The organism is Leptotrichia sp. OH3620_COT-345 (assembly GCF_003932895.1).
Classification (GTDB): Bacteria; Fusobacteriota; Fusobacteriia; order Fusobacteriales; family Leptotrichiaceae; genus Pseudoleptotrichia.
The window spans coordinates 54,065-70,362 of the sequence record NZ_RQYW01000009.1; the positions used below are offsets into that span (position 1 = coordinate 54,065).

General features: G+C 29.0%; 16 protein-coding genes. 13 read left to right on the top strand and 3 right to left on the bottom strand.

Features of this window, described 5'->3' with window-relative positions; all coding sequences use genetic code 11:
* Positions 1-333: 333 nt before the first annotated feature.
* From EII29_RS06715 to EII29_RS06770, 12 genes are all read left to right on the top strand, one after another.
* Positions 334-693: a hypothetical protein gene (locus tag EII29_RS06715; RefSeq protein WP_125236767.1), complete on the top strand. Its 360-nt coding sequence runs from the start codon at positions 334-336 to the stop codon at positions 691-693.
* Positions 694-768: 75 nt separating this feature from the next.
* Positions 769-1,059 carry a hypothetical protein gene (locus tag EII29_RS06720; RefSeq protein ID WP_125236768.1) on the top strand — a complete coding sequence of 97 codons (291 nt, stop codon included), beginning with the start codon at positions 769-771 and terminating at the stop codon, positions 1,057-1,059.
* Positions 1,060-1,473: 414 nt separating this feature from the next.
* Positions 1,474-2,511, top strand: a complete 1,038-nt coding sequence (locus EII29_RS06725) for a 2-hydroxyacid dehydrogenase (protein ID WP_125236769.1) — start codon at positions 1,474-1,476, stop codon at positions 2,509-2,511.
* A gap of 164 nt (positions 2,512-2,675) precedes the next feature.
* Positions 2,676-3,771 (top strand): peptide chain release factor 2 gene (gene prfB, locus EII29_RS06730; protein ID WP_233573275.1). Its coding sequence is split into 2 segments (ribosomal slippage): positions 2,676-2,747 and positions 2,749-3,771, totalling 1,095 coding nucleotides; the frame shifts between segments, so codons are not numbered across the junction.
* A 109-nt stretch (positions 3,772-3,880) separates the two neighbouring features.
* A complete protein-coding gene (locus tag EII29_RS06735; RefSeq protein WP_125236771.1) occupies positions 3,881-5,551 on the top strand; it encodes a formate--tetrahydrofolate ligase in 1,671 nt (556 codons plus the stop codon).
* 113 nt (positions 5,552-5,664) lie between these two features.
* A complete protein-coding gene (locus EII29_RS06740) occupies positions 5,665-6,870 on the top strand; it encodes a MalY/PatB family protein (RefSeq protein WP_125236772.1) in 1,206 nt (401 codons plus the stop codon).
* Between the two features lie 141 nt (positions 6,871-7,011).
* Complete coding sequence (locus EII29_RS06745; protein WP_125236773.1) at positions 7,012-7,848, top strand: VOC family protein; 837 nt, start codon at positions 7,012-7,014, stop codon at positions 7,846-7,848.
* A 30-nt stretch (positions 7,849-7,878) separates the two neighbouring features.
* The gene (locus EII29_RS06750; RefSeq protein ID WP_125236774.1) at positions 7,879-8,565 is read left to right on the top strand and encodes a helix-turn-helix domain-containing protein; all 687 of its coding nucleotides are present in this window, start codon (positions 7,879-7,881) and stop codon (positions 8,563-8,565) included.
* 594 nt (positions 8,566-9,159) lie between these two features.
* Entirely contained in the window at positions 9,160-9,693 is a 534-nt protein-coding gene (gene infC / locus EII29_RS06755; protein ID WP_255411023.1) for a translation initiation factor IF-3, read from the top strand.
* Positions 9,694-9,710: 17 nt separating this feature from the next.
* Entirely contained in the window at positions 9,711-9,917 is a 207-nt protein-coding gene (rpmI, locus tag EII29_RS06760) for a 50S ribosomal protein L35 (protein WP_125236776.1), read from the top strand.
* Between the two features lie 32 nt (positions 9,918-9,949).
* Positions 9,950-10,294 (top strand): 50S ribosomal protein L20, encoded by a 345-nt coding sequence (gene rplT / locus EII29_RS06765; protein ID WP_125236777.1) that lies wholly within the window; start codon positions 9,950-9,952, stop codon positions 10,292-10,294.
* Between the two features lie 261 nt (positions 10,295-10,555).
* Positions 10,556-10,732, top strand: coding sequence for a 4Fe-4S binding protein (locus tag EII29_RS06770; RefSeq protein WP_125236778.1), 177 nt, complete (start codon positions 10,556-10,558; stop codon positions 10,730-10,732).
* A gap of 392 nt (positions 10,733-11,124) precedes the next feature.
* On the opposite strand, the gene EII29_RS06775 is transcribed toward EII29_RS06770, so the two are convergent.
* Positions 11,125-12,324 carry a homoserine dehydrogenase gene (locus tag EII29_RS06775; protein ID WP_125236779.1) on the bottom strand — a complete coding sequence of 400 codons (1,200 nt, stop codon included), beginning with the start codon at positions 12,322-12,324 and terminating at the stop codon, positions 11,125-11,127.
* A gap of 38 nt (positions 12,325-12,362) precedes the next feature.
* Positions 12,363-13,586 carry an aspartate kinase gene (locus EII29_RS06780; RefSeq protein WP_125236780.1) on the bottom strand — a complete coding sequence of 408 codons (1,224 nt, stop codon included), beginning with the start codon at positions 13,584-13,586 and terminating at the stop codon, positions 12,363-12,365.
* 427 nt (positions 13,587-14,013) lie between these two features.
* On the opposite strand from EII29_RS06780, the gene EII29_RS06785 reads away from it, so the two are divergent.
* Positions 14,014-14,211, top strand: a complete 198-nt coding sequence (locus EII29_RS06785; RefSeq protein WP_125236781.1) for a cold-shock protein — start codon at positions 14,014-14,016, stop codon at positions 14,209-14,211.
* A 378-nt stretch (positions 14,212-14,589) separates the two neighbouring features.
* On the opposite strand, the gene EII29_RS06790 is transcribed toward EII29_RS06785, so the two are convergent.
* On the bottom strand, positions 14,590-16,215 hold the full coding sequence (locus EII29_RS06790) for an ABC-F family ATP-binding cassette domain-containing protein (RefSeq protein ID WP_125236782.1): 1,626 nt from the start codon (positions 16,213-16,215) through the stop codon (positions 14,590-14,592).
* Positions 16,216-16,298: the final 83 nt, after the last annotated feature.

Here is a 16,298-nt window from a genome sequence, read left to right on the forward strand (position 1 = left end):
CATATAATTTACTAAATAAATTTTAAAGGAGGAATTTATGAAGAAAAAGTGGTATAAAAAATGGTGAGGTATATTATGAATCATATTATTTCCTTGGCTTTTGTTTATAGTAATCTGGCAAAGCGGATTAACTAAAACAAAGAAAATTATTTCTACATGTTGTCTTGGAATGCTTATATTTTCATTTTTTATTTCATCATTATTAGAACCTACACCTGAACGGAAAATTACTGAGGAAAAGAAAAAACAGGAAGAACTAATAAAATTGGAAGAAGAAAGAAAAAAACAGAGGAATTACTTACTAAGCAAAATGAGGAAAGAAAACAAAAGAAATTGGAAGAGCAGCGACAAAGAGAATTGGCAGAAAAAGAAAGACAGGAAAGAGAAAAAGAAGAATATATGCATGCGGAACAGCCGGATTATATTACCATTTCTCGATATCCAAATGAATTTAAAAATAAAAAAGTAAGATTTTACGGTAAAGTTGCACAAATAATAGAACAAAATTATAATATCGTAGCCTTTAGAATGTATGTTACAAATAGATGTTATGAATATGACTGCAAATGGAATGATGATATTTATGTTATATTTAATAAAGATGATAGTATGAATATTTTAGGAAATGATGAATTAGAGATTGCAGGGGATTTTATGGGTATAGAAACTTATCAAACAATGTCTTGGCAGTAGGAGATCTATTCCTAAGGTACGGGTAAAGTATTTGAAACTTAATTAATTATAAATAAATTAAAGGAGATGATTTTAATGGGTTACATTAAGCCGGAAGAGGTACTTTCGCCGAAAGGGAGAGTAGGCAATATCAGAATTCTTGTAGAAAAAGAAGATTATTCAATTGTTCTTCTTGAATGGGACGGTGAAGATGTAATAGCTACAAGATGGAATACTACAAACGCTGAAAAAGATAATATCGGTACTCCGCAATCAAGAGGATTACCTACATGGTTTATTCTTCCTGCTGAAATTGCAATTCCTTACATAGAAAAATATGTAAAGGAAAGGGAATTAAAAGAAAAATTAATTGGATTTTTTAAATAAAAAATGAAAATTTTTAAAACAGATAAATAAACTTTATCTGTTTTATTTTTTATGTGAGAAAATAAAAATGATTTTAATCTTTAGTATGATAATAGAAAAAGAAATGAATATACAGAACAAATAAAATTATTTTAAAATATGATAAAGTCAAATATATATTCAATATAAAAAAGAAGGGAAACAAAATTGAAATATTCTTCTAAATCCCATAGGATGAATTTATGAAAAATATATTTTGGTTTACTTTGGTTAGAAGTTTTATTGATTATAAAGAGCTGTGTTAATAAATTATGATTTTAATTCAACTTTTGTATATAAAGTTTTTCAAGTTATTTAAAAATTAAAATTAAATTGCTTAATAAATACTTTTTTGCTATAATTAAAAAGTAAAAGAAAAATAGGAGGAAATGTAGAATGAAAATAGTAGTTTTCGATGCAAAACCCTATGATATCGAGTTTTTTGAAAAGTGGAACGAAAAATACGGGGCAAAGATAACATATTTTGAAGAAAAATTGAGCTTAAAAAATGTGATGCTTACCAAATATCAGGATGTAGTCTGTACTTTTGTAAATGACGATTTGAATGAAAAAGTAATAAATATTCTTTCTAAAAATGGGGTCAGAGCTATAGCAATAAGAGCTGCGGGATATAATAATGTAGATATAAAAGCTGCAACCGATAATAGAGTAACAGTATTCAGAGTTCCTGCATATTCACCGTATGCAGTAGCTGAGCATGCACTTGCTCTTTTGATGACTGTAAACAGAAAGATACATAAAGCTTATAATAGGACAAGAGACGGAAACTTCAGCTTAGTGGGTCTGACTGGAATGGATTTGAACGGGAAAACGGCAGGAATTGTCGGGACAGGAAAAATTGCGAGAATATTTATAAAAATACTGAACGGATTGGGAATGAACGTAATTGCTTATGACAAGTTTCCCAATGAACAGGCAGCAAAAGAGGAAAATTTCAGATATGTCGAACTCGATGAATTATTTGAAAAATCAGATGTTATTTCATTACACTGTCCCCTTACTCCTGAAACTAAACATATTGTAAATTATAAAAGTATACAAAAAATGAAAGACGGAGTAATAATTATAAATACTGCAAGAGGAGCATTAATTGATACTAGCATACTTGTGGAAGCTTTAAAGGATAAAAAAATAGGAGGAGCGGGGTTAGATGTATATGAAGATGAAAAAGATTATTTTTTTGCAGATAAATCGGCAAATATTCTTGAAGATGATGTACTGGCAAGATTGTTGTCATTTAATAATGTAATAATAACATCTCATCAGGCGTTTCTTACTAACGAAGCATTGAACAATATAGTAGAAACTACATTTGAAAATATACTCAAATTTGCTAAAAAAGACATTTTACAAAATGAAGTATGGTATGATGAAAAAAGTAATAAAATTATTGAAGGTCTAAGAAAAAATTAAATATAAAATAAAAAAGGAGTTGTCTTGAATACGTTTTTATTGTCATTTTTATACTCTGATTATCTCGAATTTTTGTAAACAGGTTAATTTAAGATATCGCAGAATAAAAAAGAATAATTTTCTGTTTTAAGACAACTTTTTTATAATAAAAGAGGTTAAAATATATGGATTTATTTGAAATAAAAAAGATAAATGAACAGAACAATATGGAAATTCAAGAAATCAGGAGGCATCTTTGACCTTGATGTATTAAATGAAAAAATAGAAAAACTCGAAAAAAAAACATTTGAACCTGAATTCTGGAATAGTGAAAATAGTCAGGAAATATTGAAAGAACTTAATATTTTAAAAAAACTGATTGAAGAATATGAAAAAATAAACGGAATACATGAAGACATATTAATGTTAATAGAATTTGTCGAAATGGGGGATGATTCATTTGAACCTGAATTGGAAGTTAAAATCAGTCAGATAGAAAAAGAAATAAAAAACTTTAAAATAAAACTGCTTCTTGATGAAAAATATGATAGAAATAACACGATATTAACTATAAATTCAGGCGCAGGAGGGACTGAAGCCTGTGACTGGACGGAAATGCTTTACAGAATGTATGACAGATGGTCTAACCAGAACGGTTTCAAAGTAGAGATATTGGATTCACTTTCAGGTGAAGAGGCAGGAATAAAAAGTATAACTCTTAACATAAAAGGAGATTATGCTTACGGTTATCTCAAAGGTGAAAAAGGAGTTCACAGACTTGTAAGGATCTCACCTTTTGATTCTAACGGGAAAAGACATACATCATTTGCTGCAGTAAATGTCGTTCCTGAAATAGAAGATGATGTGGAAATAAATATAAAATCTGAAGATTTGAAAATAGACACATATAGAGCGAGCGGAGCAGGAGGACAGCATATAAATACTACGGATTCTGCAGTTAGGATAACACATATTCCTACAAATACGGTTGTTACATGTCAGAAAGAACGTTCTCAAATAAAAAACAGAGAAACAGCTTTAAAAATCTTAAAATCCAGATTATTTGAGATGGAGCTTGAAAAAAGAGAAAAAGAAATGGAAAATATAAAAGGAACCGAAACAAAAATTGAATGGGGAAGTCAGATAAGATCCTATGTATTTCAGCCATATAAAATGGTTAAAGATCATAGGACAAAAGCTGAAGAAGGAAATGCGGATAAAGTTATGAACGGGGATATAAGTAATTTTATAAATGAATATTTGAAATATATAAAAAGTTGACGGAAAAAGAAGAAAATTCAAAGTTAAAACCAGTAGTATAAAATGAAAGAAAGGAGATGTATGGAAATTATATAATTTATTTTATATTTTTATCATACTTTAAATTGAGATGACGGATATAGAAATTGCTCAAAAGGCAAAATTAGAAAAAATAAACGTTATTGCGGGGAAAATAGGACTTACTGAAGAGGATTATGAACTTTATGGAAAGTATAAAGCAAAAGTAAGCCTTAGTGTATTGGAAAAAAATTCAGATAAAAAAGACGGCAAGCTTATACTTGTAACAGCTATTACACCGACACCTCCGGGAGAAGGGAAATCAACAGTCACAGTAGGATTAACTCAGGCATTGAATAAGTTCGGTTATAATTCCGTTGCAGCATTGAGAGAACCTTCCTTAGGTCCTGTATTCGGAATAAAAGGAGGAGCTACAGGAGGAGGAATGTCTCAAGTGGTACCTATGGAAGATATAAATCTTCATTTTACAGGAGACCTGCACGCTATTTCAACTGCTCATAACTTAATTTCAGCATGTATTGACAATCATCTTTCACACGGTAACAAGCTTGATATAGATGTAAATAATATTACATGGAAGCGTGTACTTGATATGAATGACAGAGCATTGAGAAATATTGTAATAGGTATGGGTGGAAAACTGAATGGAATTACACGGGAATCATCATTTCAAATAACTGTCGCTTCAGAAATAATGGCAATATTTTGCCTTGCTGAATCTATTACTGATTTGAAAAATAAGATAGGTGAAATTGTATTCGGTTATAATAGAAAAGGTGAAATGCTTAAAGTAAAACAATTGAAAATTGAAGGTGCGGCAACAGCATTGTTAAAGGAAGCTATAAAGCCCAATTTGGTACAAACATTGGAAAATACTCCTGTGTTTATTCACGGAGGTCCTTTTGCAAATATTGCTCACGGATGTAATTCGATCTTGGCAACGAAGATGGCTCTAAAACTGTCAGACTATGTAGTAACTGAAGCAGGATTTGCCGCTGATTTGGGAGCGGAAAAATTTCTTGATATTAAAGCAAGAAAAGCCGGACTGAAGCCCGACACAATAGTACTTGTAGCAACTGTAAGAGCATTAAAACATCATGGAGGAGATACAGAGCTGAAAAGTGAAAACATAGAAATGTTAAAAAAAGGAATGTCAAATCTTGAAAAACATATTGAAAATATGCAAAAATATAATGTTTCTGTTGTAGTGGCAATAAATAAATTTATAACGGACACAGATAATGAAATCAAAGAAATTGAAAAATTCTGTAATGAAAAAGGTGTAAAGGTGGCACTTTGTGAAATTTGGGAAAAAGGAGGAGTAGGAGGAGAAAAATTAGTTGAAAAAGTAATAGAAGCTATTAAAGAAAATGAAAAGTCCCCAAAAAAATTTGCTCCTTTGTATGATGAAAAATTACCTATTAAAGATAAAATTGAAATAATATGCCGTGAAATTTATGGAGCCGACAATGTGAAATTTATGCCTAAAGCATTGAATAATATAAAGAAATATGTGGAAAATGGATATGATAAATTACCCGTATGTATATCAAAAACACAGAAATCATTGTCAGATAATCCAAATTTACTTGGAAGACCTATAGGTTTTGAAGTTATGGTAAATGAAGTAAGATTATCAGCAGGAGCGGGATTTTTAGTAGTTATGGCAGGAGAAATAATAGATATGCCGGGACTTCCGAAAAAACCCGCAGCAGAATTAATAGATATAAATGAAAATGGGGTAATTACAGGATTATTTTAAAAAGTAATAAATGAACGGTATTGAAAAATATCAAAAAATTGAGTGAGGGTAAGATTGTTAAAAAATATATAATCAGATGATTTTATAAATTTTTTAGATGAAGAAAGGTTTAAATTATGAAAAAATATGATTTTGAAACAGTAGTAAACAGAAAAAATGTAGGTTCGTATAAGTGGGATCAGATGTATGAAAGTTATCCGGAATTGGAAGATGGAATAGTACCTTTTTCGGTAGCTGATATGGAGCTGAAAATTGCTCCTGAAATAAGAGAAGGACTAAAAAAGTACATAGATGAAATGATATTGGGATATACAGGTCCTTATACGGATTATTATGATGCTGTAATAAATTGGATGAAGAAAAAACATAATTTTGATGTGAAAAAGGAATGGATATCCTGTTCACCGGGAGTAGTTTCCGCAATATATGATTGTGTCAAGTCATATACTGAAGAGAATGACGGTGTCATAGTTTTTACACCTATGTATTATCCTTTTTATAATGCTATAAAAGTAAATAACAGAAAAATCATTGATTGCGGATTAATTGAAAATAAGGGTCATTACATGATAGATTTCACAAAATTTGAAGAACTTGCAGCAGAAAAGGATAACAAATTGGTTATCTGGTGTAGCCCTCATAATCCCGTAGGTCGAGTATGGACCAAGAAAGAGTTGGAAAAAGTGGCGGAAATAGCTTTGAAACATAATTTAATTATAGTATCTGATGAAATTCATTTTGATATTATAATGGATGGCTATAAACATACTGTGTTTCAAACGCTTTCAGAAGAAGTAGCTGATATAACTGTAACATGTACTGCTCCTACAAAGACATTTAATCTAGCCGGAGTAGGTATTTCGAATATAATAATAAAAAATGAAAAACTGAGAAAAAAATTTAGAAAAAGTCAAGAAAAATCTTCTGTCCATATTTTTTCTCCTTTACCTTATAAAGCATGCGAGTTGGCATATAATGATTCAGAACAATGGCTTTCGGAAATGTTGGAATTAATTAACAATAATCAGAAAACTGTAAATAAATTTTTTGAAGAGAAATTTGATGGATTAAGAGCTCCTTTAATAGAGGGAACATATTTACAATGGCTGGATTTTAGAAAATTGGGACTGGATAATGAAAAACTGAAAAAATTTATGAATGAAAAAGCGAAGTTATTTTTTAGTGAGGGATATACTTTCGGAGAAAATGGAAGCGGTTTTGAAAGGATAAATCTGGCAATTCCTGTTCATATTTTGGAAGAAGCACTGGAAAGATTGTACGAAGCAATAAAAAAAGAGTTTCCTGAATTTTGCAAATAAATAATAATATTATAAAAGCCTCGTGAATATTTATGAAAAGTTCAGGAGGTTTTTTTATAATCTGATTAATATTTTTAAAGTTTGACATTTTTAAAGGGAGCTGTTATTATAGTGTTAATTTTAAAAAATGGGGATATATTTATGAATAGAAAAAATGAAAATGAATATGGTTTTAATTTTGAAACTGTAGTTTTAAGAGTAAAAAATATAAAAAAAATGAAAGATTTTTATTTGAAATTACTGAAAATGGATATTTTGAAAGAAAACAGGGAAAAAGAGAAAGAAACTGTAGTATTAGGGGTAAATAAAAGGGAAATAATAAAACTTGTTTCATACGGAAATGAAAATATAAAAGAGAATAACGAAATAAATGTATACCATGTGGCTTATTTATTGCCATCAAGGAAAGATTTAGGAAATTTTTTGAAAAACTGTATAAAGGAAAATATAAAAATTGACGGAACGGGAGATCATAGCGTAAGTGAAGCTATATACCTGACTGATCCTGAGGCTAACGGAATAGAAGTTTATGCTGACAGAGACAGTAATACATGGAAATGGGATAGAAACTATGTTATAATGGGAACAACAGCGGTTAATATAAAAGAATTACTAGAAATTTCCCAAGAAATATCGGAGTTTAAAATTCCTGAAAATACAAAAATAGGACATATTCATATGGAAACTTCAGATCTTGAAAAAGAAAAAAATTTTTATATGGAAAAATTTGGAATGGAGATAGTTTCCTGTATACCCGGAGCATATTTTGTATCCATAAATAAATATCATCATCATTTCGGTATAAACCGATGGAATAGTAAAAGGAAAATTATTAAAAAGGAAAATTCTACGGGAATTGAAGAAATTTATATTAGTGTAAATAGGGAAATTTATGATAAAGTGTTTCTGGAATCTGGAAAATTTGAAATAAAAACGCCTAACGGAATAAAACTGATAATTCATCTCAATGAAAAATAATTGCAGATTATATAAAGAAGGAGGTTATTTATGAAAAAAACGGGAGAAATACTTGAAGAATATTTAAAGAAAAAGATGACTCAGACTGATTTAGCTAAAATAATAGAAGTGTCTCCTCAATATATTAATAATATAATAAAAAACCTAAAAAGTCCTTCTGAAAATTTTTTGGAAAAGTTTTATAAAATATTTGATGTAAATGAAAAAGATAAAATAAAAATAAGTGAGTATGAAGAATTTAGGAAACTTCCCAAAAAATTTCAGGAAGAAATTCTTTTATTAAAAAAATCAGGAGAAAGAGAAAGTGAAGATGATGAAATAAATAATATGGAAAAAATTTCCATTTTAGGTAAATTTGATAGTGGAGGACTTTTCAGATATAGTGAAAATAGCGAATATCTTTTTTTTCCTAAACATGATACGAATAATGAACTTTTCGGAATAAGGATACAATGTATACACTATATTCCCGATTTTTATATAAATGATATTCTTATTTTTGAAAAAAATAATGACTATCGATTAAATGATTTACATGGAAAAATAGCACTTATAGAATATAAAGAAAAAATAGAAGTAAAAAAAATAGAATATATGGATGAAATCATCGTAGTAAAATCTTTAGGAAATAATGATAATATGATGCTACTGACAAAGGATAAACATTCATTGTTAAAAGTAAGAGGAACATTGAAATCTTGTTTTAGAATATTTTAAAAATTAATTCTTTAATCTTATATTTAATATTCCGAATATTATATGGAATAATTTTAAATCTAAGAGAAAAAATAAAAAATACTGAAATTGATGTCGTGATATAGGAAAGGATGGAATTTTATATTCAAGTTTTTCTGCATCTCATAGTTTATTATTTATGACTGCTAATATAGTTTGACTGAGGAATGAAACTTACTGTTTTGGAAAATTCAATAAAATATATTTGAAACAGTTAAATTTAAGACTGATAGAATTGATTTATACAAAATATGGAGTGATAAAAGATTAGTTTTTAAATTTGCAGGATTTTTTAAATGTTTTTTAAGAAATATATAGAGTTGACAAATATATAAAAATATAGTAAAATATCCCAGTAATTAAATTAGAAAGTAGAAACATTGTTTCTCACCTTTCCATCATGACATAATTATGTCATTAATATTAAAACTTTTATTTAGAAAAAAGTTCATTGATGAGTAAGGTATGTAGTTATTTTAAAATAATTTTGCATATTTAACTATATGCACATATTTTTACGTGACTATTGAACAAGGTTTCTTATATCTTGTTTTTTTATTGTATAAAAATTAGGAGGTGTTCTTTATAAAAGGAACTAATAAATCTGATGAACCGAGAATGAATGAAAGAATCAGAGCAAGAGAAATAAGAGTAATCGGAGAAGACGGAGAACAATTCGGAGTGCTGTCAGTTAATGAGGCAATGGTACTTGCAAATGAGAAAGGACTTGATTTAGTCGAAATATCTCCAAATGCTGCACCGCCTGTATGTAAAATTATGGACTATGGAAAATTCAAGTATGAGAAAACAAAAAAAGATAAGGAAAACAAAAAGAAACAAAAAAATGTCATAATCAAAGAAATACGAATTAAACCTCATATTGATGAGCATGACAAAGAAACAAAAATATCTCAGATTGAAAAATTCATAGCAAAGGAATATAAGGTGAAAGTGAGTTTAAGACTTACAGGTAGAGAAAAATTACATGCCGATTCTTCCATTAAAATTTTAGACGAGTTTGCAAATCATTTTGAAGAAACTGCAACTGTTGAAAAAAAGTACGGAAAAGAACAGGTACAGAAATTTATTATGTTATCACCTAAAAAGTAAAATAAGGAGGAAAAAAAATGCCAAAAATGAAAACACACAAAGGAACTAAAAAAAGGGTCAAAGTAACAGGAAGTGGAAAACTGGTTATTAAACATTCAGGAAAAAGTCATATTTTGACTAAAAAATCAAATAAAAGAAAGAAAAGATTAGGACAGGATGCGATAGTTCCAAAAGGTGCAGAAAGAAGAATTAAAAAGTTGTTAGCAGGACAAGAAGGAAGATAAACCGGGTATAAATAGTATAAGGAGGAAAGAAAATGCCAAGAGTAAAAACAGGAATAGTAAGAAGAAAAAAACATAAAAAAGTATTAAAAGAAGCAAAAGGATATAGAGGATCCGTAAAAACGAATTTTAAGAAAGCCAATGAAGCTGTAAAAAAAGCTATGGCTTATGCAACAGAGCATAGAAAACAGAAAAAGAGAAAAATGAGAGAATTGTGGATAATAAGAATAAATGCTGCAGCAAGGTTAAATGGAGTTTCATATTCTAAATTTATGAATGGACTGAAAAAAGCGGGAATAGAACTTGATAGAAAAGTATTAGCTGACTTAGCTTTAAACAATCCGTCAGATTTTGCAAAATTGGTAGAAAAAGTGAAATAAATATATTTGAGGTAATATTTGCATTTAAAGTATTACCTTTTTTATTTTATCTCATTGTCAAAGCGTAAGAATAAAAAAGTTTGATAAACATAGTTTATAAATATTTTTCTATCAAAATAAAATGTATTCAAAGTATTGAAAATTAAGGTTTTCAAATGAATATTTTTTATTGACATAAGCTACAAATCGTGATATTTTAATATTAAGAAAAGGAAGAGAAAATCAAAAATAATAATAAAGTAAATCTAAGGAGGAATTATTATGGCATTCGTGATAGAAAAAGAAACTTGTATAGCTTGTGGAGCATGTGAAGGTGTGTGTCCTGTGGAAGCTATTTCGGAAGCAGACGGTAAATATGAAATAGATGCAACTACATGTATTGATTGTGGGGCATGTGAAGGTGTATGTCCAGTAGAAGCTATATCTCAGGCTAGTTAAGAAGGATATTTAATTAATTCAGTATTTTGATTTTTTGGAGAGAAAATCGTGTATATCGAATATATAGAGAAGTTAAAAATGAGAGAAATTAATCTCTCATTTTTTATATATTCCGACTTGATTGTACAATAAATATATAAAGTAGTTATTACTGTTATATGATATTTTAAGTTGATTTAAAAAAATTTACTTAAAAATTAACGTAATATATTTTACAAAATAGTTGAATTTGTAAGAATATTTTGTAATTTTTTTCTAAAGGCAGAAAAAATTTATATGTTTTGTTATTTTATAAAATTAATAAAAACAGTATTTCATAATTTTAAAAATATGTATTATTTACATTTGGAAAATTACTAAAATTTTTACTTTTTAATGAGCTTAATAATAATTTATTTCATCATTTTCAGTATAAGCTTTTCTTGAGAATTTTTAATATATTCATTTATATCATTTCTTGAAATATCATTAGCAAGTATAATATAGTAATTGTCAATTTCATTATATATTTTAAATGGAGATTTTTCTATATCAAAATCAGATGAAACCCTTATATAGTAAGAACCTTTTATAGTATTAATATCTACCGCATTAAAAACTTTTGTAGAATTAAAGAAATAATCGGATTTTATATGAGTTCCGGTAGTTATTTTTACAATATCTGCAACTACTGCTGAAGCTGTAGGGTCCATTCCCGCTCCTTTACCGTAAAATAATGTTTCTCCTGTATACGAGCCTATTGTTTCTATAGCATTATATACATCATCAACTTTTGACAGAATTTCTAAATTCGGTACAAGAGTGGGCTCAACGGAAATCTGAACGGAACTTTCAGATAACAGTTTGGAATGGGCTATTAATTTAATCGTACAGTTGAGCTGATTTGCAGCAAAAATATCTATTGTATTTATTTCTCTAATTCCTGAAAGCTGCATATCTTTAAATTTTATTGAGCCTCCGTATGCGAGGGAAGCAAGTATGTTAATTTTATGTCCCGCATCTATTCCGTCAATATCATAACTCGGATCAGTTTCGGCGTATCCCTTGGCGGAAGCATTAGAAAGAGCTTCATTAAATGATAATTTGTCTATTTTCATTTTAGTAAGTATATAATTTGAAGTACCATTCATTATACCTCTTATTTCAGTGATTGTATTTGCTACAAGACTTTCCATTAATGGAGTTATAATAGGTATTCCTCCTCCCACGGCAGCTTCAAAAAGAAAAGAAACCTGATTTTCTTTTGCAATTCGGAATAATTCCACTCCATGTTTTGCAACAAGTGCTTTATTTGCGGTAACTACATTTTTTTTTGCTCTGAAAGCTTCTATAATAATATTTTTTGCAATAGTTTCTCCTCCGATAAGTTCCACTACAACATCAATTTCAGGGTCATTGATAATTACTTTATAATCATCTATGAGAACTGATCTGTCAAAATCAAATGAAAATTCCCTGTTAATATTGAGATCACAGGCATATTTCACTTCAATATCTGCAGTTGACTTTTCAAAAATATTACTTCTTTCTGTTGAAAGAACTTTCAACACTCCTTCACCTACAGTTCCTAATCCAATAATTCCTATTTTCATACTAAATTCTCCTAATCAATAATTTGTTTTATATGGATTTATGTTTCTATAAATTTTGCGTGTAAGGCTTTTACAGCTTTTTCAAGGTCGGCTTCTTTTATTATACAAGAGACATTAATTTCTGAACATGAAATCATATCTATATTAATACTGTTTTCAGCAAGGGTATCAAAAATTTCAGCTGTAGTTTCATAATGGGTTTTTAAACCTATGCCGATAACAGATACTTTAGCTACTTTATCTTCAAAGGAAACTCCTTCAGCTCCGATTTCTTTTTTGAGATTTTCTGAAATCTCAACAGCTTCTTTTAAATCTTCTGTTTTTACAGTATATGAAATATTGTTTAATTCTTTATTTATGCTGGAACTTTGTAATATAATATCGGTATTTATTTTTGATTTTGCCAGTGTTGAAAAGACTTTGGCAGCTATGCCCGGTTTGTCAGGTACTCCTGATAATGTTATTTTTCCTTCATTTTTAGACGAAGTGACCCCCACAATTTTTGCTTTTTCCATTAAATTTTCTCCTTCTTTTTCTTCTTTTACGATTGTTCCTGTAGAATTATCAAATGACGAACGCAAATGTATACTTATATCATATTTTGCAGCAATCTGTACGGATCTTGGATGAAGAACTTTTGCTCCTGAAACTGCAAGTTCAAGCATTTCTTGATAAGAAACGGTTTCTAATTTTTTTGGATTTTTAACTACTCTCGGATCGGCTGTGTAGACTCCATCGACATCTGTATAAATTTCCACTTCATCCGCATTCAGAGCAGCCCCAAGTGCAACAGCCGTGGTATCGGAACCACCTCTTCCCAAAGTGGTAATATCATTATTTTCGGTAATTCCCTGAAATCCTGCAAATACTACTACATTCCCCTCGGAAATCTTTTCTTCAATAATTTTAGTATCAATGTCCAGTATTTCAGCTTTAGTATAATCTCCTGTTGTCTTGAATTTCACTTGAAAAGCATTCAATGAAACAGCCTTTTCTCCCATAGAATGAATAGCGATAGCCAGTGAAGCTATTGAAATTTGTTCTCCTGAAGTAAGGAGCATATCAAGTTCTCTCTTATTTGGGGAAGAAGAAATTTCATATGCTCTTTTTATAAGTGAATCCGTCGTTCCGGCAGGTGCAGATACTACAACTATTACATTGTGTCCTTCTTTTCTGTATTTTACAATTCTTTTGGCAACTTTTTTAACACATTCAGCATCTGCAACTGAAGTTCCGCCGTACTTTTGAATGATTAAAGCCATCTTTTGTAATATATAACACTTATAGTAAATAAGTTATTATCTCTCTCCTTTTTTAAAATTTAGGTTATTAAGGACCTATGACCTTTAAGCTAATAAAGTTTTTTACTTTATTCTACATTATAATATACTATTTTAGCGTTTAATTCAATATTAAGAAGGGGATTATTTTATTAATAATGATATAAATTTCTTAATTAAAAATCTATTTTATTAATGATAAAGGTTAAAGTGAGCATTTTTAAGACTTTTGTAAAAATTAACAAAAAGAATGTTAAGTATATATAATAAATATAAATCAAAAAAAGGACTTTTAATTTTAAAAAAATGTGGTATAATAACTACAGAAACCAAAAGCAAGTGTAACAAAATATATAAATGTAGTTTGTAACAAGGTTGTTTGAGGTGTAAAATTTTAGGAGGTAGTACTTTGTTAGGTAAGGTAAAATGGTTTAACGACAAAAAAGGATTCGGATTTATTTCAGGGGAGGATGGAAATGATTATTTTCTTCATTTTTCAAAAATAAATAAAGACGGATTCAAATCAGTTAATGAAGGTGAAGAAGTAAGTTTTGATGTGGAAGACGGGCCAAAAGGACCTCAAGCAACAAACGTTGTTTCTCAGTAATAATTGATTTAAAAAATTAAATCGGAATATTCAATTAAGGATATTCCGATTTTTTATATAATATGACTTTATCTCAATTATACTTAAGATAGGAAATTTTATAAATTTTTTAATTTCAAAGCAGTTATAAATTAAAATTTTATTTAACGGAATAATTATTAAGTATAATATATTACATATTTCCATTCAATAATAAAAAGGTATAACAGCAGGAAAATATACTGTTTAGTAGAAAATGAGTAAAAAAATAAGTTTATATTCCTATTCAGTTTGCATTGAAAAAAATCATGGCTAAGAAATTTAGATACATCCAATGTTATTATTCAATTATTGTTTTTTATAAAACTATTCAGTTATATTTATATATACTTTATATAATTAATTTTGAGAATATAGCTCGGAAAGTCTTTTCTGCACATTTTCATCATTAATATAATCATCATATTCCATTTCTTTTTCGAGAATCCCGTTAGGTGTAATTTCTATAATTTTATTTGCCACAGTTTGAATAAATTCATGATCATGTGTAGTAAATAATACCGTTCCCGGAAAATTTATAAGAGATTTATTTAAAGAAGTAATAGCTTCAAGATCAAGATGATCTGTAGGATTATCAAGTAATAAGACATTTGAACCTGAAAGCATCATTCTTGAAAGCATGCATCTTACTTTTTCTCCTCCTGACAGAACTTTTGCTTTTTTCTTGGCTTCTTCTCCTGAAAAGAGCATTCTTCCTAAAAATCCTCTTACATATTCTTCATGTTGGTCTGAAGAAAACTGTCTTAACCAGTCTATAAGGGATAAATCTACATTTTCAAAATATTCGGAATTGTCTTTTGGAAAATAACTTTGTGAAGTTGTTATACCCCATTCGTAAACTCCTGAGTCAGGTTCCATTTCTCCTGACAGTACCTGGAAAAGAACTGTTTTGGCAATATCGTTATTTGATAGGATAACTACTTTATCTCCTGTATTTATAGTGAAAGAAATATTATCAAGTACTTTTTCTCCATCTACTGTTTTAGTGAGATTTTCGACTTTTAGTAAATTATTCCCCGCTTCTCTGTCAGGTTTAAATTCAATGTAAGGATATTTTCTGTTGGAGATTTGCATATCTTCAAATTGAAGTTTTTCCAACTGTTTTTTACGGCTTGTGGCTTGTTTGGATTTTGAAGCGTTCGCTGAAAATCTGGCTATGAAATCCTGAAGTTCTTTTTTCTTTTGTTCAAGTTTTTTATTTTGATTTCTAATAAGTTCCTGCATTAATTTATTTGACTCATACCAGAAATCATAGTTTCCGACAAACATTTTAATTTTTCCGTAATCAATATCGGCAATATGTGTACATACTTTATTCAAAAAGTGTCTATCGTGGGAAACTACAAGAACTGTAGTGTTTTCAAGTTCCATAAGAAAATCTTCCAACCATTTTACAGCTTTAAGATCGAGTCCATTTGTAGGCTCGTCTAATAACAGTATATCAGGATTTCCGAAAATAGCTTGGGCTAAAAGGACTTTAACTTTTTCAGGTTCTGTTAATTCTTTCATCAGTTTATGATGAAGTTCAGCCGGAATTCCTAACCCTATAAGAAATTTTTCAGCATTTGTTTCAGCTTCCCAACCATCAAGCTCGGCAAATTCTCCTTCAAGTTCTGCTGCGAGGATACCGTCTTCTTCACTAAATTCTTCTTTTGAATAAAGTTCATTTTTCTGTAACATAATATCATATAATTTTTGATGTCCCATCATTACTACATTTAATACTTCTTCATCTTCATATGCAAAATGGTCTTGTTTCAAAAATGACAGTCTTTTATTTTTATCAATGATCACTTCTCCTGAAGTGGAATCAGCTTCTCCTGTGAGTATTTTTAAAAATGTTGATTTTCCTGCACCGTTAGGACCGATTATCCCGTAACAGTTACCCGGTGTAAATTTGATGTCCACTTCGTCAAAAAGTTTTCTTCCTCCGAATTGGACTGATAGGTTACTTGTTGAAATCAAAAAACTTCCTCCTTTAATTATTATAATAAAATATTATATCAAAAAAAAGCTCAAATGACAAATACACGTTAAGAAAACAGAAA